Source organism: Variovorax sp. dw_308 (assembly GCF_019207085.1).
GTDB lineage: Bacteria > Pseudomonadota > Gammaproteobacteria > Burkholderiales > Burkholderiaceae_C > Variovorax.
On record NZ_JAATOM010000002.1, the window covers coordinates 506184 to 530268 of the forward strand.

A 24085-nucleotide genomic window follows, 5' to 3' on the forward strand; every position below is an offset into this window, starting at 1 on the left:
TCCACAACTCTCAACGTCCGGGCCATACCGGCGCGCGGCGCTCTGCGAAGGCCTTCATGCCTTCGCGCGTGTCCTCGCTCTGCGACAGCACCGGCAGGATGGCCTGCGCCAGGTTCAGCGCATCGCCAAAGGAAAGATCATGGATCGCAGAAATGGCGCGCCGCCCGATGCGCAACGCCACGGGCGAGTTGGCGGCCAGCCTGGCCAGCATGGCATCGACCGCGCCGTCCAGTTCACCGGCCGGCACCACGGCATTCACGATGTCGAAACGCTGCGCCTCGGCGGCCGTGAAGCGCTGCGCGAAGAAGCACATCTCCTGCAGGCGGCGCCGCGGAATCACGCGCATCAGCAGCGGCAGGATCATCATCGGAAAGACGCCGACCCGGGCCTCGGTGGTGCCAAACATGGCGCCCTCGGTGGCAACGGCGAAGTCGCAGGCGCAGACCAGGCCGAGGCCGCCGCCGAAGGCGCTGCCGTTGACGCGCGCGATGATCGGCAGGTTGCAGCGCTCCAGCGCACGGAACAGTTCCGCGACCGGGTTGTCGAAGCGGCCCGGCTCCAGCGCGAACGGCGAGCCATCCGCCGTCGGCTTGAGGTGGCCGCCAGCACAGAAGGTCTTGTCGCCCGCGCCGGTCAGGACGATGGCGCGCACGCCCTGCATCGCCTCGGCTCGCTGCAAGGCTTCCACCAGAGCGGCCATCACGGCATCGGTCATCGTGTTGTGTGCATCGGCCCGATCGATCGTGATGCGGCAGGCGGCGCCGTCGCGCTCGACCCGGACCTGCGAAGCAGTCATTGGCCCGCCTCCCCTTCCGGTGCGCCGCCATCGGCGAAGGTCACCGGCGGCTGGTACTGCGGAAAGCCATCGAAGGGGAAGCTGCGCTCGGCCGCGGCCAGCGTCCACGTGTGGCGCGCCGTGGGGACGCCACCGTCGACACGGATCACCGTGCCGTTGATGAAGCCGGCCGCCTCGGACAGCAGGTACACCACGGCCGACGACAACTCCGCCTCGGTGCCGAAGCGCTGCAGCGGCACCTTGCCGCGCAGGCCGCGAAGTACGTTGCGGTAGTCCTCGTCGTAGGTGTCGATGCCGGCGGAGGCGATCCAGCCCGGCGCGACCCCGTTGACCCGCACGCCTGAATGCCCCCATTCGCAGGCCGCCGTCTCGGTGAGCGTCAGCACGCCGCCGCGCGCTGCCCCCGAGTGCCCCATGCCGGGCAGCCCGCCCCAGATGTCGGCCAGCATGTTGACGATGCTTCCGCCATGCGCCTGCATCCATTGCACGTAGCACTCGCGCGAGAAGAGGAACGTGCCGTGCAGGTTGTTGCGCACCACCGCATCCCAGCCCTTGAAGGAGATGCTCTCCAGCTTCGCCGGGTACTGGCCGCCGGCGCAGTTGAAGAGCCCGTCGAGCCGGCCATGGGACTGCACGATGGCCGCGACCGTGGCTTGGACCGACGCCTCGTCGCGGATGTCGCAGGCATGGCATGTGACGTCCGCGGCGCGCTCCGGGTAGATCGCGGTGATCTCCGCCGCGACCGCCTGCAGCTTGGCCGTCTGCCGGCCGACCAGCGCGACGTGCGCGCCCAGGCTCGCCAGTTCATGCGCGGTGCAGCGGCCGAGTCCGCTGCCGCCACCCGTGACGACGACGGTACGGCCATCGAACAGGCCGGGCCGGAAGGCCGATCGGTAGCGCTCCAGATTGGGAGATGGCGAGGCAGGAATGGTCATCGTCGGGACGCTCAGTACGCGTCGAAGTCGGTCAACGCCTTCACCGTGCCAGCCTGCGGATCGGTCTGGAACAGCTTGATCGGCAGCACCGCCTGGGCCTTCGGGTTGTCGAAGGAGACCGGCCCGCTCAGTCCGCCGACCTTGAAGTCATGCAGCTTGTCGAGCTGCGCCACGACGCACGCGCGCGTCAAGGTGGCGCCGCAACGGCGCACCCCCTCGGCGAACACCATCGTGCCGACGTAGCCGCTCACGGTGTAGCGGTTGAAGTTGTTGTAGTCGTCAGGGCTCAGGTACTTCCTGGCGGATGCCATCAGCGCCACGCCGGCCGGGTCGTAGTTCGACGCGTAGTAGTCGGGGATCAGGTACTGGTAGCCGGACGGCGCGGCCAGCTTGACCGCGGCGGGCAACTGGCCGGCCCACAGCGTCGCCAGCGTCACGTCCATGTCGAGCCGGCGCAGCTCCGACATGATCGAGGCCGACTCCGTCGTCAACGTGCCGAGGTAGATCGCGTTCACGCCCTTGTCCTTGAGCGTGAGCACCTCGGCCGAGAAGTCCTTGGCGCCGCGCTTGAAGGAGATCTCCGCGACGCTGTTCAGGCCGTACTGCTTCACCGCCTTCTGGTAGCCGGACAGCAGCGCCTTGCCGAAGTCGTCGTCCTGGTAAAGGATGCCGAACTTGGCGCCCTTCTTGTTCATCTTCTCGACCATGTAGCGCATCGGCGCGTAGCTTGCATAGTCGTAGTCGGGGCCGATCATGAACACGGTCGGCCGGCGGGGCGACACCACCGCGGGATTCGGCGCCATGTGCACCACCGTCGGCACCTTGGCTTCCTCGATGGCCGGCAGCATCGCCACCATGTGCGAGCTGCCGCTGGTGCCGGTGATGCCGAAGACCTTGTCGGTATCGATCAGCTTCTTCACCGCCGACACCGAGCGCGAGGGCACGTAGCCGTCGTCCTCGTAGATCGCGCGCAGCTTGCGGCCGTTGATGCCGCCGGCCGCATTGATCTCGGCGATCGCGAGCTTCGAACCGGCGGCGCCCGCCTTGCCGATCAGCGAGGCCGGGCCCGACATCGGCTGCACCTCGCCGATCAGGATCTCCGTGGCCGTCACGCCCACGTCCTGCGCCTGCGCGCCGAGCGCCGCAGCAAGGCCGACGAGGCCGAGGGTTGCGGTGACGGCAAGGCGAAGCGCGCGTCTCGTTGCAAGCTGGTTCACTGAGGTCTCCTTCTGTGGGCGCCGGCGCTGGACGATTCCGGACCGTGCGCTGTCTTCGTATTCATGTGTCTTGCCGATCATTGCGACAGGGGCCACTGCACCCAGAAGCGCTTGGACTTGCGCCAGATGCCGGCCAGGCCTTCGGGTTCGAGCCGCAGGAACAGCAGGATCACCACGCCGTACATCAGGCCCTTGACCTCGTAGATGCGGTCGGCCATCAACGTGCGCACGCCGTCGCCGGCGGCCGCGAAGCCGTAGTTCAGCAGTTCGGGCAGGAACAGGATCAATGCCGCGCCGAGGACCGCGCCGTGGGTGCGCCCCATGCCGCCCACGATGACCATCGCCAGCGCCTCGATGCTGATCAGCACCGTGAAGGTGTCGACGTTGACGAAGCGCGTCTGCAAGGCCACCAGCGAGCCGGCCACGCCGGTGTAGAAGGCGCTCACCATGAAGGCCAGCAGCTTGTAGCGCATCAGGTCGATGCCCATGGCGCGGGCCGCGATGTCATGGTCGCGCAGCGCCAGCCAGGCGCGGCCGATACGCGTGCGCATGATGTTGAGCGTGATGAGCACGAACAGCACCAGCATCGCCAGCGCGGCATAGTAGAAGCGTTCGTCGCCCTTGAACGAGAAGCCGGCGATGGACAGCGGCTCGACCGGCATCCCCGCCGAGCCGCGCGTCAGCCCTTCGGCGAACAGCACCACATGCCGCACGATGAAGGTGAAGGCCAGCGTGGTGATCGCAAGGTACAAGCCCTTGAGTCGCAGCGACGGGACGCCGACGATGAGGCTCGCGAGCGCGGCGACCAGCCCGGCCAGCGGAATCGCCAGCAGCGAGGGCACGCCATAGTCCGTGCCGAGGATCGCCTGCGCATAGGCTCCGATCAGCAGGAAGCCGGCATGGCCCAGCGAGATCTGCCCGGCCACGCCAGACAGCAGGTTCAGCCCGAGCACGCCGATCGACACCACGAAGATGTTGGTCAGGATATTGAGCCCATGCGCGCCGAACCACGCCGGCGCCAGGGTCAGCAGAACGAGCCCGGCCAGCGACCAGGACCAGGTGGAGCGGCGCGGCGACAGCGCGACGAGGCCGGCGTAGGTGGTCTGGTAGGTACGGCTTTGCATCAGACGCGCTCGATCTCACGTTGGCCGAACAGGCCGTAGGGCTTCACCATCAGCACGACGATGATCAGCACGAAGCCGGCGATCTCCTTGAGCCCGCGGCCCAGGTAGCCGCCGGCCAGGTTCTCGACCACGCCGATCACCAGGCCGCCGAAGGCGCCGCCGATGACCGAGTCGAGCCCGCCGAGGATGGTCGCCGGAAAGCCGCGCAGGCCCATCTGCGAGATCTCCGGCTCCAGGCTGAACATCAGGCAGAAGGTCAATCCGGCGAAGGCCGCGAACACCGCCGACAGCGCCCAGGCGATGGCACTGATGCGCTTCACGTTGATACCCATCAGCAGCGCGGTGGTCTCGTTGTTGGAGGTGGCCCGCATGGCGATGCCGATGCGCGAGCGCGAGAAGAAGAGCCACATCAGGAGGCACAGCACCGCCAGCACGACCATCGCGAAGATCTGCCCCGGGTAGAGCGCGAGCCCGGCGAAGCGGATGACCGTGTTGCCGAAGGGCCGCGGGAAGGCGGTCGGCTCGACGCCCCAGATCAGGATGACCGTGGAGCGGATCACCACTGCCAGCCCGATCGTGACCATGACGCGCGAGAACATCGACTCGCCGAGCATCGGCCGGATGAAGACCCGGTCGATCGCCAGGCCCAGCAGCACGGCGATCGCCAGCACCGCGGCCAGCAGCGGGCCGAAGCCGATGCCCGGGATGGTGGCCAGGCTGAAGCTGATGTAGGCGATGAGCATCATGACCTCGCCCTGCGCGAAATTCACCATGCCGGTGGCGCGATAGACGATGGCAAAGCCCATCGCGACCAAGCCGTAGAGCGCGCCGATGACGAGGCCGGAGGTCACGAGGTTGAGGAAGTAGTTCATGCTGCTTCCAGCCCGTAGATGTGCGCGACCTCGGCCGCGAACTTCTGCTCGATCACGCGGCGGCGCACTTTCATCGTGGCGGTAAGCTCGCCGTCGTCGTGGTCGAGCTGCTTGCGCAGGAGCGCGAACTTGCGGATGTTCTCCACGCGCGAGAAGCGCTCGTTGACGCGTTTCACATCCTCCGCGATGAGCGTGTTGACCGCCTCCAGCCGGGCCAGGGTCTCGTAGGTGGTGTAGGCGATGCCGCGCTCCTGCGCCCATTTGCCGACGGTGTCGAGGTCGATCTGGATCAGCGCCGAGACGAAATGCCGGCCGTCGCCAAGCAGCACCGCCTCGCTGATGTAGGGGCTCTCCTTGAGCGCGTTCTCGATCAGCGAGGGCGTGATGTTCTTGCCGCCGCTGGTGATGAGGATCGCCTTCTTGCGATCGACGATCTGCACCTGGCCGGTGGCCGCGTCGAGCTCGACGATGTCGCCGGTGCGCAGCCATCCTTCGTCGAAGGCCGCGCGCGTGGCCTCCTCGTCGTGCAGGTAGCCGTTGAAGACGATCGGGCCGCGCAGTTGCAGTTCGCCATCGTCGGCCACGCGCTGCTCCACCACGCCCGGCACGGGCGGCCCGCACCAGCCGAGCCGCGATTGCGCCGGCGATTGCGAATGGCTTGCGCCGCTGCTCTCGGTCATGCCGTAGATCTGGTAGATCGGCACCCCCAGCGCGCGAAAGAACAGGATGACCGAGGGCGAGATCGAGGCGCCGCCCGTCATCGCGACCCGGGTGCGGTCCAGCCCGACACCGGCCAGCAGGTTGCTGAACACCGTGACGCGCAGCAGCCACGCGCCGAAGGCATCGCGCGCACTCACCGGCTTGCCGCCGTTGGCAATCGTGCGCTCGGCGATCGGCGTGGCCGCGGCCAGCGCACGCTCGAAGGCACGCCGCGCGATGGGCCGCGCGTCGCGCGAGCGGATCAGGATCTCCTGCTGCAGCTTCTCCCAGATGCGCGGCACGCCGAAGAAGAAGCTCGGACCGATCTCGTGCAGGTTGTGCGTGACCGCGTCGATCGATTCCGCGAAGTTGACGACGGAGCCGTAGACCAGCTGCATCACCGTCGACATCAGCCGCTCGGCCACATGGCACAGCGGCAGGTAGCAGACCACGGTGAGCGGCCTGCCGCCGAAGCCTTGCACCTGGCCAAGCGCGGCCGCGTTGCGCACGATGCCGGCGTGCGAGATGCGCGCGCCCTTGGGCATGCCGGTGGTGCCGGAGGTGTAGACGATCAATGCGTCCTGGTCGGCGTCGACCGCTTCCAGCGTGACATCCCACGCGGCGCTGCGCGCAGGGTCGCCTGCCAGCGCATGGCCTTGCGCGAGCGCTTCCGCAAAGGGCCGCAGGATCGGCTCCTGGTAGTGGCGCATGCCTTTCCAGTCGACGGTCAGCACATGCTCGAGGTGTGGCAAGCCGCCGTCGCGGCGCATCGCTTCCAGCACCTTGTCGGTCTGTTCCTGGTCGCCGCAGATCGCCACGCGAGCCTGGCAGTGGCGCACGATGTATTGAAGCTCCGGCCACGGGTTGGTCGGGTAGATGCCCACCGTGACGCCGCCGAGCGACTGCGCCGCCAGGTCGGCGAAGAACCATTCGGGCGTGCCGTCGGAAGCGATGACCAGCTTGTCGCCCGCGCCGAAGCCGATGCCCTGCAGGTACAGCGCAAAGGCCCGCACCTGCTCGAAGTAGCCCGACCAGCTCGTGCCCTGCCAGATGCCGCGAACCTTCTCGCGCAGCGCGATGCGATCCGGCGTGCTGCGAGCCCGATGCCGCAGGAGGCCGGGCAAGGTGGCGCGGCCTTCCAGGACACCGGGCGGCAGCTCGGCATCGGCATGCAGCGTGTGGTCGCGCTGGGTCATGCGGCCTGGCCCAGGTAGGCGGCGATGACCGCGGGGTTGCCGGCGACCTCGGCCGGCGTGCCGTCGGCAATCTTGCGGCCAAAGTTCAGCACGCAGACATGGTCGGAGATGTCCATCACGATGCCCATCTCGTGCTCGATCATCATCACCGTGACGTTGCGTTCCTCGCGGATGTCGAGGATGAAGCGCGCGATGTCCTCGGTCTCTTCCTGGTTCATGCCGGAGACCATCTCGTCGAGCAGCAGCAGGCGCGGCCGCATCGCCAGCGCGCGGCCCAGCTCGACACGCTTCTGCAGGCCATAGGAAAGCGTGCCGACCGGCAGGTCGCGGATGGTCTCGATCTCCAGGAACTCGACGATCTCTTCTGCGGCCTCGCGCGCGGCAATCTCCGCACGACGGGTCGTGCCCCAGAACAAGGCGGCGCCGAAGATGCCGGTCCCAAGACGCGCATGCAGCCCGGTGAGGATGTTGTCGATGACCGACTCGTGCTTGAACACCGCCAGGTTCTGGAAGGTGCGCGCGATGCCGCGGCGCGACAGGCTGTGGGCGGGCGCGCCGGTGATGTCCTCGCCCTCGAAAGCGATGCTGCCGCTGCTCGGCCGCAGCAGGCAGGAGACCAGGTTGAACAGCGTGGTCTTGCCCGCGCCGTTGGGCCCGATGACGCTGCAGATGTGGCCGCGCTGCACACGCAGGTCGATGCCGGCCAGGGCCTCGAGTCCACCGAAGCGCTTGCCGATGCCTTGCAGTTCGAGCAGCGTCTGCGCCGCGGATTCCGCCGCCGATGTGCCAGCGGCGCCGATCGCGCCCGCCATCACGACACGGTCCGTGTGCGGCGCCAGCACTGCACTCACCTGGAGACCTCCGCACTGCGCGCTGCGGTGCGAGCGCCTTCGGGCGGCCGGGCGGCGCTCATTGGAAACCTCCGCGCTGTCGCGCTGCGGTGCGAGCGCCTTCGGGCGGCCGGACGGCGCTCATGACAACCACCTCTTGCGCCGCTTGTAGTGCTTGATCTCGCGCATGCTGCGCCGCTGGCCGCCAGCCTGCACGCCAAGGTAGAACTCCTTCACGTCGTCGTTGGCCAGCAGCTTCGCGGGCGTGTCGTCGAGCACCACCCTGCCGCGCTCCATGATGTAGCCGTAGTCCGCCAGCGAGAGCGCGAGTTGCGCGTTCTGCTCGACCAGCAGCACCGTCAGTCCGCGCTCGTCGCGCAGCCGACGGATGATGTCGAAGATCTCCGCGATGATCTGCGGCGCCAGCCCCAGCGAAGGCTCGTCGAGCAGCAGCAGCTTCGGCTGGCTCATGAGCGCCCGGCCGATCGCCACCATCTGCTGCTGCCCGCCAGAGAGATAGCCGGCCACCCGATGCCGGTGCGCCTCGATCGCGGGGAACAATCTGTAGATGTTGGCGAGCGCCTCCGATGTGCCGGCTGCGGGCTGCAGGTAGCCGCCCATGCGCAGGTTCTCCTCCACCGTGAGGGTGTCGAACAGGCGCCGGCCTTCGGGTACCTGCACCAGGCCGCGAGCCACGATCTCGTGCGGGGCGCAGCGCTCCAGGCTGTCGTCGCGGTAGCGGATGGTGCCGCCGGTGATCTCGCCGTCCTCGGGGTACAGCACGCCGCAAATGGCCTTCAGCACGGTCGACTTGCCGGCGCCGTTGCTGCCCAGCAGCGCGATGATCCGGCCCTCGCCCACTTCGAGCGACACATCGCGCACAGCCTCCACCGCATGGTCATAGAAGACCTGCAGGTTGGTGACGTTCAGCATAGCCGTGCGCCGCGGGTCGGCGACTCTCGCAAGTTCAAGTCTTGTCTCCGCGCCGATGCCGGCGTCTGTCTTGTGTGGCCGGATATTGCGACCCGGTTCAGGGCCTGTCAACAGATTTATGACCCATACTCAAATTTGCAATGGGCGGATCGCGGGTTTCAAATCGCCTCGCTCATTCACATTGCACGCCTCAAGATGTTGCCAATGAATATCGCATATCTCAGGGTATTACCTAGCCTCCAATCCCTTCCAAACCAACTCGATCGGGTGTCTCATTGCATTCGTTTCATCGCACTTTATTGAGTGACGGTCAACGCAAGCGGCATTGCCTGTGCAACGGCCTTGGAGACATATGGACAACCCGAATTCCGTGGTGCTCGACGCATCGAGCGAAATCGTCACGCTCACGCTCCGGCGCCCTGCTTCGCTGAACGCCCTCGACTTCGACGCGATTACTGCCCTGGGCCGCGCGGTCGCGCAGGTCGCCGCAATGCCGCACGCGCGCGTGCTGATGTTGCGCGGCGAGGGACGTTCCTTCTGCGGCGGCGGCGACGTGGCCGCAATGCACGCGGAGCGCGAGGACCTGCCGGCCTTCATTGCCAGGATGATCGACAGCTTCCACGGCACCGCAATGGCCCTGAACCGCTTGCCGATTCCGGTGATCGCCAGCGTGCACGGTGCGGTGGCGGGCGGTGGCATCTCGCTCGCGCTGGCCTGCGACATGGTGGTCGCGGCGCGTGGCACACGCTTCGTGACGGCGTATGCGCAACTGGGCGCGTCGGCCGATGGCGGACTCAGCTTCAGGCTCACCCAGCAACTGGGCGCGGCGCGGGCCTTCGAACTGCTGACGGTGCGCAGCACGCTGGAGGCCGAGGAAGCGCTGCGCCTCGGACTGATCAACCGCTTGGTCGATGCCGACCGGGCCGACGACGAAGCCTTGCGCTGGGCGCACCAACTGGCAGCCATGGCGCCGCAAGCCGTCGCGGAGATCAAGGGCCTGACCTCGGTGCAGGTCCGCGATGCACTGGAGGTGCACCTTGCGCGAGAGAAGGAGGCATTTCTTCGATGCGCGGCCACACCGGACTTTGCTGCGCGCGTGGCGGCCTTCGCGGAGCGCGGCAACGCGGCCCCGGCACAGAGGAGCGCCGCGCCATGATCGCCCGCCGGTCGCCCGAAGGCGCTCGCACCGCCGCGCGTAGCGTGAAGGTTCCCCGATGAGCACTGCTTCCGCCACGCCCACCTGGTCGACAGACGCGGTGCTCGCGAGCGACATCACGCTCGATGCGATGTTCCGCCGTGCGTTCACCGTGTTCGGCCCGCGCACCGCGATCAGTTGGGACGGGGGCACACGAACCTACGCGGAAACCGGCGAGCGCGCCTGGCGGCTGGCCAGCGCATTGCAGGCCCGTGGCTACCGGCGCGGCGACACCATCGCGGTGCTGTCGGAAACGCGCGCGGAGTACATCGAGTGCTATGCCGCACTCGCAGCGCTCGGCATCACGGTCGCGACGCTGAACACCCGCCTGCACCCTCGCGAACTGGCGACCTGCCTGCACAAGTGCCGGCCGACCGGCCTGCTGGTCTCGGACGCCCTGGCGCCGGTGGCGGAAGGACTGCGCGCGGACCAGGCGCAGATCCGCCACTGGATCGCCTTCGGCAACGTGCCCGGCTTCGATGACTACGAAGCCTTGCTGCGCGCGAGCCCAGCCGATGCACCGCCGCGCGTGGCGCAGGGCTCGGACATCCACAACATCCTCTTCACCAGCGGCACCACCGGCCAGCCCAAGGGCGCCCTCATCAGCCAGCGCGCCGCGGCCACGCGCGGCCTGCGGCTGGCGCAGTGGTTCGGCCTGACCGAGAACGACGGCTTCATCGGCTGGCTGCCCCTGTTCCATTGCGGCGGTGACGAACCGCTGTACGCCACGATCTGGACTGGCGGCACCTACGCGACCTTGCGCAAGGCGGATGCGGCGCAGATGTTCAACCTGGTTGAGCGCGACCGGCTGAGCTGGACCCTGCTGCTGCCCGGCGTCATCACCGATTTCCTGAACCATCCGGCGCGCACGTCGCACGACCTGTCGAGCCTGCGCTTCGCGATCGGCTACGCGAACATGATGCCGCAGGTGATCGCCCGCCTGACCGCGGCCTGCAACATCGACTTCTACGATGCCTTCGGCCAGAGCGAGAGCAGCCTGCTGCTGGCGCACCGGCGTTCCGGCCCGGGCGAGATGCCGTCGCTTCGCAAGCTGCCATCCCCGCTCATGGAAGTGCGCATCGTCGACGACGACATGAACGAGATGCCGGTGGGCCAGCCCGGCGAATGCGTGGTGCGCGGCCCGAGCGTCATGTCGGGCTACCTCGACGACGACGTCGCCAATGCCGAGGTGTTCCGCGGCGGCTGGCTGCACACCGGCGACCTGTTGCGCCGCGAGGCGGACGGCACGCTGGTCTTCGTCGACCGCAAGAAGTACCTCATCAAGACCGGCGGCGAGAACGTCTACCCGGCCGAGGTCGAGGCCGTGATCGGACGGCATCCTGCCGTGCAGGAGGCCTGCGTCTTCGGCGTGCCCGATGCCCATTGGGGCGAGACCATCAAGGCGGTGCTGGTGCTGCAACCGGGCGCGCAAGCCACGCGCGAAGAGATCGTCGCCTGGTGCCGCGAAGGACTCGCGGGCTACAAGCGCCCACGCTACCTGCAGTTCGTGCGCAGCGAGGAACTGCCGCGCAGCACCACCGGCAAGCTGCAACGGCACGAACTCGCGCGGCTGCCGCTCGACGACGGGCAGCGCATCGACTAGCGGTGTGCCATCACGCCCTTGAATTTCCCATCTCCAAACCACATGAACTCCACCGCCTCCACGCAAAGCGCAGCCCAACGCTTCTCCGGCCTCTCCGACGACGAGCAGCAGATCCTCGACCAGGCCGACCATTTCGCCCGGCAGGAGCTCTACCCGCTTTCGCAGCGCATGGACGACGAGGAATGGTGGCCGCCCGAAGCCTTCGCGCGCATCGGCGCCACCGGCTACTTCGGCGTGCCGGTGCCCGAGGCCTACGGCGGCGTCGGCATGGACCTGTTCGCCAGCGGCCTGGTGGTGCAGGCCTTCTCGCGCTGGAACCATGCGCTGGCGCTGAGCTGGGTCGCGCACGAGAACCTCTGCCTCTACAACATCTACCGCAACGCCAACGAGACGCTGCGCAAGGCTTACCTGCCCGGCCTGTGCAACGGCACGCGGATTGGCGCGCTCGGCCTCACGGAACCCGGCGCCGGCTCCGATGCGCTCGGCTCCATGCGCACCACCGCCACGCGCGACGGAGACGACTACCTGCTCAACGGCAGCAAGATCTACATCACCAACGGCGCCGTCGCCGACGTGATGCTCGTCTATGCCAAGACGAACAAGGACAAGGGCGCCAAGGGCATCTCGGCTTTCATCGTCGAGAAGGACTACCCCGGCTTCAAGGTCGCGCAGAAACTGAAGAAGATGGGCTTCCGCGGCAGCCAGACGGCCGAGTTGGTGTTCGACAACTGCCGCGTGCCCGCGCGCAACCTGGTCGGGGAGGAAGACCGCGGCGTGCAGGTGGTGATGAGCGGGCTGGACCTGGAGCGCTCGATGATCTCGCCGATCTGCCTGGGCATCTGCGAGCGCGCGCTGCAACTGTCGATCGACTACGCCCGCACCCGCCAGCAGTTCGGCCAGCCGATCTCCAATTTCCAGATGATTCGCGCCAAGCTGGCGGACATGTACGTGTGGATCGAGTCGATGCGCGTGTTCACCTACCAGGCGCTGCGCGCGGCCAACGAGCTCGAGATTGGCGGCGGCGGCCGCGGCGACATCCACATGATCACCGCCGCCTCCGTGATGTACGCGGCCGAGACCATGAACAAGGTGCTCAACGAAGCCGTGCAGATCCACGGCGGCACCGGCTACATCTGGGAGTCCGAAGTGAACCGGCTCTATCGCGCGATCAAGCTGCTGGAGATCGGCGCCGGCACGACCGAAGTGCGAAAGATCATCATCAGCGACGAGTTGCTCAAGCGCTGAGCAGCCGTCGCTGCCCCCGGCACGGCGCCACCGCCTCTTGCGCCGCGCTGCGTCTTGCGATCTGCTTGCGCGCATGAGCAGCAATGAGCCCGGGGCAGACGATCGCAACGTGCGCGTCCGGGGCGCGCGCGAGCACAACCTGAAGGATGTCGACGTCGACATACCGCGCGATGCGCTGGTCGTCTTCAGCGGCGTCTCGGGCTCGGGCAAGTCCTCGCTCGCCTTCGGGACGATCTATGCAGAGGCGCAGCGCCGCTACTTCGAATCGGTCGCGCCCTATGCGCGGCGCCTGATCGACCAGGTCGGCGTGCCCGACGTGGACAGCATCGAGGGGCTGCCGCCCGCCGTCGCTCTGCAGCAGCAGCGCGGCACGCCCAGCACACGCTCGTCCGTCGGCAGCGTCACCACGCTGTCGAGCCTGCTGCGCATGCTCTACTCGCGCGCCGGCAGCTACCCGCCGAAGCAGCCCATGTTGTATGCCGAGGACTTCTCCCCCAACACGCCACAGGGTGCCTGCCCGACCTGCCACGGCCTCGGCCGCGTGTTCGAGGTCAACGAGAAGACCATGGTGCCGGACGATTCGCTCACCATCCGCGAGCGCGCCATCGCCTCCTGGCCCCCGGCCTGGCAAGGGCAGAACCTGCGCGACATCCTGGTCAGCCTGGGCTACGACGTCGACACGCCATGGCGCGACCTGCCCAGGAAGCACCGCGACTGGATCCTCTTCACCGAGGAACAGCCGACCGCCCCGGTCTATGCCGGCTTCACGCCCGAGGAGACGCGCGCAGCCCTGCGCCGGAAGATGGAACCCAGCTACCAGGGCACCTTCACGGGCGCAAGGCGCTACGTCCTGCACACCTTCGCGACCACCCAAAGTGCGTTGATGAAGAAGCGTGTCGCGCGCTTCATGATCGGCGCCACCTGTCCGACCTGCGGCGGCAAGCGCCTCAAGCGGGAAGCGCTGGGCGTGACCTTCGCCGGCCATGACATCGGCGAGATCTCGCGCATGCCGCTCAGCCAGTTGGCGGAAGTCCTCAAGCCGGCTGCCGAGGGGCGGCTGGTGGGCGCGCAGGCCGCTTCGACGCTCAGCCGCTCGGCCTCGCGCAAGGACACCGAGCGCCGGATCGCCGCTGGGGGCGCCAGCCACGCGGCCTCGCCCGACGTGCGCCGCACGCCCGAGCTGTCGGAAGAAAAGCGCATCGCAGCCCAGCGCATCGCGCACGACGTGCTGGAACGCGTCACCACGCTCACCGAACTCGGCCTCGGGTACCTGTCGCTCGACCGCAGCACGCCCACGCTGTCGCCCGGCGAACTGCAGCGACTGCGGCTCGCCACGCAGATCCGCTCCAACCTGTTCGGTGTCGTATACGTGCTCGACGAGCCTTCCGCGGGACTGCACCCGGCCGACGGCGAGGCGCTGCGCGTGGCGCTCGGCCGCCTCAAGCGCTCGGGCAACTCGATCTTCGTGGTCGAGCATGACCTCGAGGTGATGCGGCATGCGGACTGGATCGTCGACGTCGGCCCGGATGCCGGCGAACTCGGCGGCCGCGTGCTCTACAGCGGCCCGCCCCAGGGCTTGCGCGACCTGGCCGGCTCGCATACCGCGCGCTACCTGTTCGCCGAACCGGCGCCGCGCGCCCGCCCGCCGCGCCAGCCCGCCGGTTGGCTGCAGCTTGCGAACGTGACGCGCAACAACCTTCGTCAACTCGACGCGGCCATCCCGCTCGGCGTGTTCACCACGGTGACCGGCGTCTCCGGCTCGGGCAAATCAAGCCTCGTGAGTCAGGCGCTGATCGAGCTCGTGGCTGCGCACCTCGGCCACGAGCCGCCCGAGGCAGAGGACGAATCCGATGACCCGGAAGCCGCCTTGCCGCCGGGCGCCGTGGCCGGACACATCGCCAGCGGCGTCGAGTCGATCCATCGGCTGGTGCGCGTCGACCAGAAGCCGATCGGCCGTACGCCGCGCTCCAACCTTGCCACCTACACCGGCCTCTTCGACGCGGTGCGCAAGCTGTTCGCGGGGACGGCGGCGGCAAGGCGGCTGCGCTATGACGCCGGCCGCTTCTCTTTCAACGTTGCCAAGGGCCGATGCGACACCTGCGAAGGCGAGGGCTTCGTGAGCGTCGAACTGCTCTTCATGCCGAGCGTCTATGCGCCCTGCCCCACCTGCCACGGCGCCCGCTACAACGAGGCGACGCTCAAGGTGCAATGGAACGGCCGCAACATCGCCGAGGTACTGGGCCTGACGGTGAGCGAGGCCGTGGCTTTCTTCGCCGACCAGCCGGCGGTGGGCCGCCCGCTGGCGCTGCTGGAGGCGATCGGCCTCGGCTACCTGCGGCTGGGCCAGCCGGCCACGGAACTCTCAGGCGGCGAAGCCCAGCGCATCAAGCTGGCGACCGAACTTCAGCGCGTGCAGCGCGGCCACACGCTCTATGTGCTCGACGAGCCGACCACCGGCCTGCACGCGGCCGACGTCGACAAGCTGATGGCGCAACTGGATGGGTTGGTCGAGGCCGGCAACACCGTGGTCGTGGTCGAGCACGAACTGCGCGTGATCGCCGCGAGCGACTGGGTCATCGACATGGGGCCGGGTGCCGGCGACGAAGGCGGGCGCATCGTCGCGCAGGGCACGCCCGACGCGATCACGGCGGCGAGCGCAAGCGTGACCGGCAGGTACCTGGCGCGTCTCGGGGCAGGCGCATGAAGCTCGCCGACCCCGGCTCAGGCTCAGGCTCAGGCTCAGGCTCAGGCTCAGGCTCAGGCTTCGTCATCGTCTCCTTCGTCATCGTCTTCGGAGGCAGCGAGTTCTTCCACTGACGCTGCCGCCGGATCGTCGATGGACACGGCCGCATCCATCGCGTCCTGCGGCACGGTGCCGATCCGGTCGGGCAGGATGTCCGCGTCGACATCGGGTGCGTCGGCTTCAGCCGAGGCGCGCTCCCCGGTGCCGCCTGCGTCGCTGCTGCTGGCGTGCGAGATGGGGAAGGCGCCCTCGGCGCTCTCATCGGGCAAGGCCGAATGGTTGCGTTCGGTTTGCACGTCGCTGCCGCTGTCGCTGGTGTCGCTGGGGCCGAGGGCGTCGACGTCGGTACCGGCCGGATACGCAGGCGCGTGCTCGCCGCCGAGGATGCTGCTGTTGCTCATGGGGGTCTCCTGTTCTGGTGCGGTATGTCGATGCCGGATCACACGGGACTACGTGCGCGTGCGGTCAGTGCGATGGCCCGACGGCGCGCCAGATGACATTGCCCACGTCATCGGCCACCAGCAGCGCACCCTTGGCGTCGATGGCCACGCCAACCGGCCTTCCGTACGCTTCGCCCTTGTCATTGACGAAGCCCGTCAACACATCGACGGGTTGCCCATCAGGCTTGCCGTCCGCGAACGGAACGAAGACCACCTTGTAGCCGACAGGCGGCTTGCGGTTCCACGATCCATGCTCCCCGATGAACACACCATTTGCAAACGGCGCCGGCAAGCTCGTCTTGCCGGCAGCCACGAGCCCGAGTGCGGCCACGTGGGCGCCGAGTGCGTAGTCCGGCGGGACGGCCTTTGCGACCAGGTCGCCCCGCGTGGGCTTGACGCGGTCGTCGACATGCTGGCCGTAGTAGCTGTAGGGCCAGCCATAGAACGCGTCCTTCCTGACCCAGGTGAGGTAGTCCGGCACGAGGTCGTTGCCCAGCTCGTCGCGCTCATTTGCCACAGTCCACAAGTCACTGCTGCCCGGCACCCACGCCATGCCGTTGGGATTGCGCAGGCCGGTCGCAAAAAGATGCTTCTGCCCGGTGGCACGGTCCACCTCCCAGATGGCGGCGCGGCCCTCTTCTGCGGCCATGCCGTTTTCGCCGGCGTTGCTGTTCGATCCGACGGTCGCGTAGAGCTTCGAGCCATCCGGGCTCGCGATGATGTTCTTGGTCCAGTGGTGGTTGATCGTTCCGGCCGGAAGATCGGTCAGCTTCGTGCCCTTGTCGCTGATGCTCGTCTGGCCTGCGGCGTAGGGGAAGCGGAGGATGGCGTCGCTGTCGGCCACGTAGAAGTCCGAACCCACGAGCGCCATGCCGAAGGGCGAGTTCAGGTTGTCGATGAACACCGTTTTTGTCTCGGCCACGCCGTCGCCATCGGTGTCGCGCAACAGCATGATGCGGTTGCCCGTCGGCGCACCGGCGCCGGCCCGTTTCTGGACCATCTTCATGACCTTGCCCTTCACGCCCTTGCTGTCGTCGGGCTTGGGCGGCGCATTGGTCTCGGCGACGAGCACGTCACCGTTCGGCAGCACGTAGATCCAGCGTGGATGGTTCAACCCGGCGGCAAAGGGGTTCACTGCAACGCCGGCAGCCACCGCGGGCTTGCCGCCTGCAGGCCACCCTTTGGCGGGGGCGATTTGCACCGTCGTCACCAGCGGCTTGTCAACGGGCGCGATGGTGGGATGCGGTCCGACGGTTCCGGCAGGGGATGGAACCGGTCCGCTGTTCGCGTCGCCGGGTAAGGCCATGCCCGAATGAGCGATGAACGCGCCCGCCAGGGCGAGGGCAAGCTTGGGAAAGGTCGTCATGGAGACTCCTGACTGATCAAGGTGCTGACGCGGCCATCCTGTCGAGCGCGTATGTGCGAATGCGTAGGCCGAGCCCTGCAACTCGCGCCGGAAGATCGACATTGGGGGCTCTACGCCTCAGCCTTCCCGATCGCGGGTCACTCCCCGGCAATCGTCGGCTTGCCAAAGGCTTTTCTCAGCGCATTCTTCGCCTTGCCCAAGCGTGCGCGCCGCGTGGCCGAGAGCGACTTGCCCGCCCGGTTGATGTAGAAGTCGAGCATCGACATGGCCGAGCGGAACGGCGCGCTCTTGCGGCGCTTGCTGTGCTCCGCAGAGGACTTGAGCGAGCGCGCAATGGCTTGCGGCGACTTGTCGAAGATCCCGTGCCGGAGGTCCAGCGCATCGCTGGATTCCGTCACGTGCTGCGACCATTTCCTTTGCCTGCGGGCCGATGAGGTAGACATAGGCTATCTCCTTTCGCTCCCGACACACTACGAACGCATCGCGATGTCACTGTAGGACGGCGCGCTCTCGCCTCCACATCCGCGGGCGTGCGCGGATGCGCGTGCGAATCCCGCGACACGCAATCATCTCCCTTGTCCCACATCCACGCCCGGCAGCCGTGCCGAGGATGCCCCGACAACAGGAGCCTGGTCATGAGCATGAACGTCAGCGAATATGTGTGGCATCGCCTCCAGGAATGGGGCCTGCATCGCGTCTACGGCTATCCGGGCGACGGCGTGGGCGGCCTCGATGTCGCGCTCGAAAAAGCCAGGGACATGCACTACGTGCAGGTGCGCCACGAGGAAATGGCGGCCTTCATGGCGGCCGGCCATGCCAAGTTCACAGGCGAAGTCGGCCTGTGCTATGCCACCTCCGGCCCCGGGGCGATCCATTTGCTGACGGGTCTCTACGACGCGAAGATGGACCACGTCCCGGTCGTCGCCATCGTCGGCCAGCAAGCGCGCAGTTCGATCGGCGCGCACTACCAGCAGGAGGTCGACCTGCAGTCGCTCTTCAAGGACGTGGCGGCCGACTTCGTCGCCACGGCCAGCGTGGCGAGCCAGGTGCGCCACCTCATCGATCGCGCGGTGCGAATCGCCTCGACGCGGCGAACCGTCACCTGCGTGATCCTGCCCAACGACGTGCAACTGCTCGACTACGAGGAGCCGCCCATGGCGCATGGCGCCACGCACACCGGCGTGGGCTATGCAGGCCCTGCGCAATTGCCGGCCACTGGCCTGCTGCAAGGCGCTGCCGATGTGCTGAACGCAGGCAAGAAGGTGGCGATCCTCGTTGGCGCAGGCGCGCGCGGCGCAACGGACGAGGTCATCGCCGTGGCGGACCGCCTGCAGGCCGGGGCGGCCAAGGCCTTGCTCGGCAAGGCCGTGCTGCCCGACGATCTGCCATGGGTCACGGGCTCGCTGGGCCTGCTGGGCACCGAGCCGAGTTGGGACCTCATGCAGGGCTGCGACACCTTCCTCATGATCGGCTCGGCCTTTCCCTACAGCGAGTTCCTGCCCAAGCCCGGCGACGCGCGCGGGGTCCAGATCGACCTCGACGGCACGATGCTGAGCCTGCGCTACCCGATGGAAGTCAACATGGTGGGCGACAGCGCCGTCACCTTGCAAGCCCTGTTGCCGCTGCTGGCGCAAAAAACCGAGCACGCGTGGCGCGACAGCATCGAGGCCAAGGTCGCAAAGTGGTGGAACACGCTGGAGGAGCGCGCCATGCAGCCGGCCAGGCCCATCAACCCGCAGCGCGTGTTCTGGGAGCTCTCCAGGCGCCTGCCAGACAACTGCATCTTCACCGGCGACGCCGGCACGGTCGCCAACTGGTATGCGCGCGACATTCGCATGCGCCGCGGCATGATGGGCTCGCTCTCGGGCAGCCTCGCCTCGCTGGGCTCGGCCACGCCCTATGCGGTGGCGGCGAAGATGGCTTTCCCGGATCGCGTGGTCATCGCCTTCATCGGCGACGGCGCCATGCAGATGAACGGACTCAACGTGATGATCACCATTGCCAGGTACTGGAAGCAGTGGTCCGATCCGCGCCTCATCGTGATGGTGCTCAACAACCGCGACCTGTCGCAAGTGACCTGGGAAGAGCGCGTGCAGATGGGCGAGGGCAAGACGGAATCGACGCAGGCGCTGCCGGACTTTCCATATGCGCGCTATGCGGAACTGCTGGGGCTGCGCGGCATCCATGTCGACGATCCGGAGCGCCTGGGCAGCGCATGGGACGAGGCCCTGTCCGCCGACCGCCCGGTGCTGCTCGAATGCGTGACCGACCCCAACGTGCCGCCCCTGCCGCCACACATCACGGCCAAGGATGCGAGGAACTTCATGAAGATGGCCGCGTCGGAGCCAGAACTGGGCGGCGTGGTGGCCAACACCGTGAAGCAGGTGCTGGCGGGCATCCTCGGCAAAGGCAAGGTGAAGTAGCCGTCGAATCAACCTGCTTGCGCTGCGGGCATCCGGCCGCATATATCGTCTCCAGGGCGCTCCGGCCCGCGGCCCGCAGACGACATGCCCACCGAATCCTTTCACCCCGCCGTTTCCCGCTGGTTCCAGCGGACCTTCCCCGCCGCCACCGCGGCGCAGGTGGCGGCGTGGCCGAGCATTCGCGCGCGTCGCGACACACTGGTGGCGGCGCCGACCGGGTCGGGCAAGACGCTCACCGCCTTCCTGGCTGCGCTGGATGAGCTGGTGCGTCAGGGTCTGGAGCCGGACGGCCTGTCGGAAGAGACGGCGGTCGTCTACGTCTCCCCGCTCAAGGCCCTGTCCAACGACATCCGGCTGAACCTCGACGCACCGCTGGCCGGCATTCGGGCGGAATTGGCGCAGCGCGGCATGCCCGATGTCGAAATCCGGACAGCCGTGCGCACCGGCGACACGCCGCCGCGGGAACGCCAGCAGAACCTGCGCAAGCCGCCGCACATCCTGGTGACGACGCCGGAGTCGCTCTACGTTCTGCTGGGGTCCCTTTCGGGCCGCAAGATGCTGTCGACCGTGCGCAGCGTGATCGTCGACGAGATCCACGCGATTGCCGCGAGCAAGCGCGGCAGCCACCTGGCGCTGTCGCTGGAGCGGCTGCAATCGCTCTGCGCATCCGGCTGGGGTGGGCGGCCGGTGCGCATCGGCCTGTCGGCCACGCAAAAGCCCATCGACGAAGTGGCGCGCTTCCTCGTCGGCGCGGGCGCGCTGCGCGCCGATGGCACGGCCGAATGCGACATCGTCGACATCGGCTATGCCAAGGAGCGCGACCTGGCGCTGGCGCTGCCGCCCACGCCGCTCGAGGCGGTGATGTCGGGCGACCAGTGGACGCAGGTGTATTCGCGCGTCGCCGAACTGGTCCGGCTGCACCGCACCACGCTGGTCTTCGTGAACACGCGGCGCATGGCCGAGCGGGCGACGCGGCACCTGGGCGAAATCCTCGGCAAGGAGACGATTGCCGCGCACCACGGCAGCCTGTCGAAGGAGACTCGGCTCGCGGCCGAGCAGCGCCTGAAGCGCGGCGAACTCAAGGTGCTGGTCGCGACCGCCTCGCTGGAGCTGGGGCTGGACATCGGCGACGTGGACCTGGTCTGCCAGCTCGGCTCGCCACGCTCGATCGCGACCTTCCTGCAGCGCGCCGGGCGATCCGGCCATGCGGTGGGCGGCGTGCCGAAGGCGCGGCTCATCCCGCAATCGCGCGACGAACTGGTCGAGTGCGCCGCACTGCTCGACTGCATCCGCCGCGGCGAACTCGACGCACTGCGCATCCTGCCCGCGCCACTCGACGTTCTTGCGCAGCAGATCGTGGCCGAGACCGCCTGCCGCGAATGGCAGGAGGACGATCTCTTCGCGCTCATGCGCCGCGCATGGCCCTATGCGCAGCTCACGCACGCACGTTTCATGGAGGTCGTTCGCATGGTCTCCGAGGGCTTCACCACGCGGCAGGGCCAGCGCGCCGGCTATGTGCACCGCGATGCCGTGAACCACCTGCTGCGCGAGCGCAAGGGTGCGCGCATGACGGCGCTGACTTCCGGCGGAACCATTCCCGAGACCGGCGACTACACCGTGATGCTGGAGCCGCAGGCCGAGAAGATCGGCACGGTCAACGAAGACTTTGCGGTCGAGAGCCTGGCAGGCGACGTGTTCCAGCTCGGCAATACCAGCTACCGCATCCTCAAGATCGAGCCAGGCCGCGTGCGGGTGGAAGACGCGCATGGCGCCGCGCCGAACATTCCGTTCTGGCTGGGCGAGGCGCCGGGGCGCAGCGATGAGCTGTCCTTCGGCGTTTCGCGCTTGCGCGAGGAAGTGGCCCAGTCACTGGCCGATGGCGGGCGCGATGCGGCGATGAATCTGCTCATGCAGTCCATCGGTCTCGACGAGGAAGCAGCGCGCCAGATCGTCGAACACCTCGCGCACGGCGCCGCAGTGCTCGGCACGCTGCCGACGCAACGCACCCTCGTCATGGAGCGCTTCTTCGACGCCTCTGGCGGCATGCAGCTGGTGATCCATTCGCCCTTCGGCAGCCGGCTCAACCGTGCCTGGGGCCTGGCGCTGCGCAAGCGCTTTTGCCGCACCTTCAACTTCGAGTTGCAGGCCGCGGCGACCGAGGACGCGATCGTGCTGTCGCTCTCCACCAGCCACAGCTTTCCGCTGGACGAAGTGGCGCGCTACCTGCACTCCGCCACCGCGCTGGACGTACTGGTGCAGGCCCTGCTCGACGCGCCGCTCTTCGGCGTACGCTGGCGCTGGAACGCCACCACCGCCCTCGCCTTGCCGCGCTTCACCGGCGGGCGCAAGGTGGCGCCGCAGTTGCAGCGCATGCGCTCGGAAGACCTGCTTGCGGCCGTCTTCCCCGATCAGGTGGCATGCGCCGAGAACCTCGCGGGCGAGCGCGAGATCCCCGAGCATCCCCTGGTCGCGCAGACGCTGGACGATTGCCTGCACGAGGCCATGGATGCCGACGGCTGGCTCGCCCTGCTGCGCCGCATGGAGTCGGGCGAAGTGCGGATGGTGGCGCTCGACCTGCCCGCGCCATCGCCCTTGGCCATGGAAGCGCTTCACGCGCGCCCGTACGCCTTCCTCGACGATGCGCCGCTGGAAGAGCGCCGCACCATGGCCGTGCAGAACCGCCGCTACACCGACCCGGAAAGCGCCGACGACGTGGGGCAACTCGACGCCGAAGCGATTGCCAGCGTGCGCGAGGAAGCCTGGCCACAGCCGCGCAGCCCGGATGAGATGCACGAGGCGCTGGGCATGCTGGGCGCGATCAGTGACGACGAGGTGGCGCGCGAGGCCGACTGGAAGAACTGGCTCGACGCCCTCGTCAAGGCCGGCCGTGCGACGCGGCTGCTGCTGCACGGCACGGGCCGCACTGCACGCGGCGTGTGGGCGGCGGCCGAGCGGCTGCCGCTGTGGCAGGCGATCGCGCCCGAAGCGCCGATGCAGCCCGCCACTACGGCCCCTGCGGAAGCGGAGCAACCCGCAGACCGCGACACCGCGTTGCGCGAACTGCTGCGATCCCGGCTCGGCGGCCTCGGCCCGGTCAGCGTGGCCGCCTTGGCCGATGCGCTGTTCCTGCCGCACGCCGAAGTGCAAGCCGTGCTGCTCGCCTTGCAGGCCGAAGGCAGTGTGCTGCAGGGCCGCTTCACACCGGGCATCGGCACCGTCGAATGGTGCGAGCGCCATCTGCTGGCGCGCATCCATCGCTACACGCTCAAGCGCCTGCGCCGGGAGATCGAGCCGGTCGAGCCGCGCGACTTCATGCGCTTCCTGTTCGAGTGGCAGCACGTCGGTGCCGCGACGCGCGTGAGCGGGCCGGAGGCGCTATCGGGCGTGCTGTCGCAGCTCGAAGGCTACGAGGCGCCCGCGGCGGTATGGGAAGCGGACCTGCTGCCGGCGCGCGTCACCGACTATGCAAGCGCGTGGCTCGACGACCTGTGCACCGCGGGCCGCGTGTTGTGGACACGACTGCGGCCATTGCCCACATCCGCCCTCGAAGCCTCGAAAGGCACCGGCAACAACTCGCTGCGGGCCACGCCGGTCGTCCTGTTGCCACGCCGCAGCGCTTCACTCTGGACTGGGCTTGCGCCCTCGCCCGGCGATGACGACATGCTGGGCTCACGCGCCGAACGCGTCGCAGCACACCTGGCGCAGCACGGCGCCTGCTTCTTCGACGAGATCGCGAGCGGCACGCGCCTGCTGCCGGTCGAGGTCGAGATGGCGTTGACAGAGTTGGTCGCCAAAGGCCGCGTGCGCTGCGACAGCTTCGCAGGCCTGCGCGCCCTGCTCGTGCCCGCATCGAAGCGTGCATCGGCCGACGCCCGGCGCCGCCGGCGCGTGCCGCTCTCCGGCATCGAGGACGCGGGACGCTGGACGCTGGTGAGGCCTCAGGCCCAGCCCCCAGCGGCGGACACGAACGCCACGCAAGCCATCGAACAGGTCGTGCACGTGCTGCTGCGCCGCTACGGCGTGATCTGCTGGCGATTGCTCGAACGCGAAGCCGGATGGCTGCCGCCGTGGCGCGACATGGTGCGCGTGTGCCGCAGGCTGGAGGCACGCGGGGAGATCCGCGGCGGGCGCTTCATTGCGGGCGTCCCGGGTGAACAGTTCGCGCTGCCGGAGGCTGTGGCCGCCATGCGCCGGGTGCGCCGCACGCCGGGTGACGGTGCGCTGATCGTGCTGGCGGCCAGCGACCCGGCCAACCTGCTCGGCACCATCGTGCAGGGCGCCAGGGTGCCGCGCGTCGCGGGCTCGCGCGTGCTGTACCGCGACGGCGTGCCGATCGCCACCAGCGTGGCCGGCGAGATCGAAGCGCTGGTGGGCCTTGAACAGGCGGAGACCAGGGCGGCGCATCGGGCACTCACCCTGGATTCCTCGACGCGACTGCTTGCGTCGATGGCGGGGAACGCCTGACCCC

At 68.2% G+C, this 24085-nt stretch carries 17 protein-coding genes; 6 read left to right on the plus strand and 11 right to left on the minus strand.

From position 1 onward, the window contains the following. Positions 1-10: 10 nt before the first annotated feature. From HCU76_RS05580 to HCU76_RS05615, 8 genes are all read right to left on the minus strand, one after another. Positions 11-796, minus strand: coding sequence for an enoyl-CoA hydratase-related protein (locus tag HCU76_RS05580; protein ID WP_218508681.1), 786 nt, complete (start codon positions 794-796; stop codon positions 11-13). Next, the gene (locus HCU76_RS05585) at positions 793-1731 is read right to left on the minus strand and encodes an SDR family oxidoreductase (protein WP_218508682.1); all 939 of its coding nucleotides are present in this window, start codon (positions 1729-1731) and stop codon (positions 793-795) included. Before HCU76_RS05585 ends, HCU76_RS05580 begins: the two co-directional genes overlap by 4 nt. An 11-nt stretch (positions 1732-1742) precedes the next feature. Then, positions 1743-2948 carry an ABC transporter substrate-binding protein gene (locus tag HCU76_RS05590; protein ID WP_218508683.1) on the minus strand — a complete coding sequence of 402 codons (1206 nt, stop codon included), beginning with the start codon at positions 2946-2948 and terminating at the stop codon, positions 1743-1745. Positions 2949-3025: 77 nt separating this feature from the next. Beyond that, positions 3026-4072, minus strand: coding sequence for a branched-chain amino acid ABC transporter permease (locus tag HCU76_RS05595; RefSeq protein WP_218508684.1), 1047 nt, complete (start codon positions 4070-4072; stop codon positions 3026-3028). After that, entirely contained in the window at positions 4072-4944 is an 873-nt protein-coding gene (locus tag HCU76_RS05600) for a branched-chain amino acid ABC transporter permease (protein WP_218508685.1), read from the minus strand. The genes HCU76_RS05595 and HCU76_RS05600 overlap by 1 nt, the downstream gene beginning before the upstream one ends. After that, on the minus strand, positions 4941-6839 hold the full coding sequence (locus HCU76_RS05605) for a long-chain fatty acid--CoA ligase (protein ID WP_218508686.1): 1899 nt from the start codon (positions 6837-6839) through the stop codon (positions 4941-4943). Before HCU76_RS05605 ends, HCU76_RS05600 begins: the two co-directional genes overlap by 4 nt. Next, positions 6836-7651, minus strand: a complete 816-nt coding sequence (locus HCU76_RS05610) for an ABC transporter ATP-binding protein (protein WP_218508790.1) — start codon at positions 7649-7651, stop codon at positions 6836-6838. The genes HCU76_RS05605 and HCU76_RS05610 overlap by 4 nt, the downstream gene beginning before the upstream one ends. Before the next feature lie 159 nt (positions 7652-7810). Next, positions 7811-8602 carry an ABC transporter ATP-binding protein gene (locus HCU76_RS05615; protein ID WP_213954704.1) on the minus strand — a complete coding sequence of 264 codons (792 nt, stop codon included), beginning with the start codon at positions 8600-8602 and terminating at the stop codon, positions 7811-7813. A gap of 352 nt (positions 8603-8954) precedes the next feature. Here HCU76_RS05615 and HCU76_RS05620 point away from each other — a divergent pair, with 352 nt between their 5' ends. The 4 genes from HCU76_RS05620 to HCU76_RS05635 all read left to right on the plus strand — a co-directional run bounded on the left by HCU76_RS05620 (position 8955) and on the right by HCU76_RS05635 (position 15349). Further along, positions 8955-9758, plus strand: coding sequence for an enoyl-CoA hydratase/isomerase family protein (locus HCU76_RS05620; protein ID WP_218508687.1), 804 nt, complete (start codon positions 8955-8957; stop codon positions 9756-9758). Between the two features lie 58 nt (positions 9759-9816). Then, positions 9817-11400: a class I adenylate-forming enzyme family protein gene (locus HCU76_RS05625; RefSeq protein ID WP_218508688.1), complete on the plus strand. Its 1584-nt coding sequence runs from the start codon at positions 9817-9819 to the stop codon at positions 11398-11400. Positions 11401-11442: 42 nt separating this feature from the next. Beyond that, positions 11443-12645 (plus strand): acyl-CoA dehydrogenase family protein, encoded by a 1203-nt coding sequence (locus HCU76_RS05630; RefSeq protein ID WP_218508689.1) that lies wholly within the window; start codon positions 11443-11445, stop codon positions 12643-12645. A gap of 73 nt (positions 12646-12718) precedes the next feature. Then, complete coding sequence (locus HCU76_RS05635; protein ID WP_218508690.1) at positions 12719-15349, plus strand: excinuclease ABC subunit UvrA; 2631 nt, start codon at positions 12719-12721, stop codon at positions 15347-15349. Positions 15350-15402: 53 nt separating this feature from the next. Here the strand turns inward: HCU76_RS05635 and HCU76_RS05640 are convergent, their stop codons facing one another. From HCU76_RS05640 to HCU76_RS05650, 3 genes are all read right to left on the minus strand, one after another. Next, on the minus strand, positions 15403-15789 hold the full coding sequence (locus tag HCU76_RS05640; protein ID WP_218508691.1) for a hypothetical protein: 387 nt from the start codon (positions 15787-15789) through the stop codon (positions 15403-15405). Positions 15790-15853: 64 nt separating this feature from the next. Further along, entirely contained in the window at positions 15854-17194 is a 1341-nt protein-coding gene (locus HCU76_RS05645) for a sorbosone dehydrogenase family protein (RefSeq protein WP_218508692.1), read from the minus strand. A 137-nt stretch (positions 17195-17331) separates the two neighbouring features. After that, positions 17332-17637, minus strand: a complete 306-nt coding sequence (locus tag HCU76_RS05650) for a DUF3175 domain-containing protein (RefSeq protein WP_218508693.1) — start codon at positions 17635-17637, stop codon at positions 17332-17334. A 192-nt stretch (positions 17638-17829) separates the two neighbouring features. Here HCU76_RS05650 and HCU76_RS05655 point away from each other — a divergent pair, with 192 nt between their 5' ends. Both HCU76_RS05655 and HCU76_RS05660 read left to right on the plus strand, forming a co-directional pair. Further along, positions 17830-19617, plus strand: coding sequence for a thiamine pyrophosphate-requiring protein (locus HCU76_RS05655; protein ID WP_218508694.1), 1788 nt, complete (start codon positions 17830-17832; stop codon positions 19615-19617). Between the two features lie 84 nt (positions 19618-19701). After that, a complete protein-coding gene (locus HCU76_RS05660) occupies positions 19702-24081 on the plus strand; it encodes a DEAD/DEAH box helicase (protein WP_218508695.1) in 4380 nt (1459 codons plus the stop codon). The last annotated feature ends 4 nt before the right edge of the window (positions 24082-24085 follow it).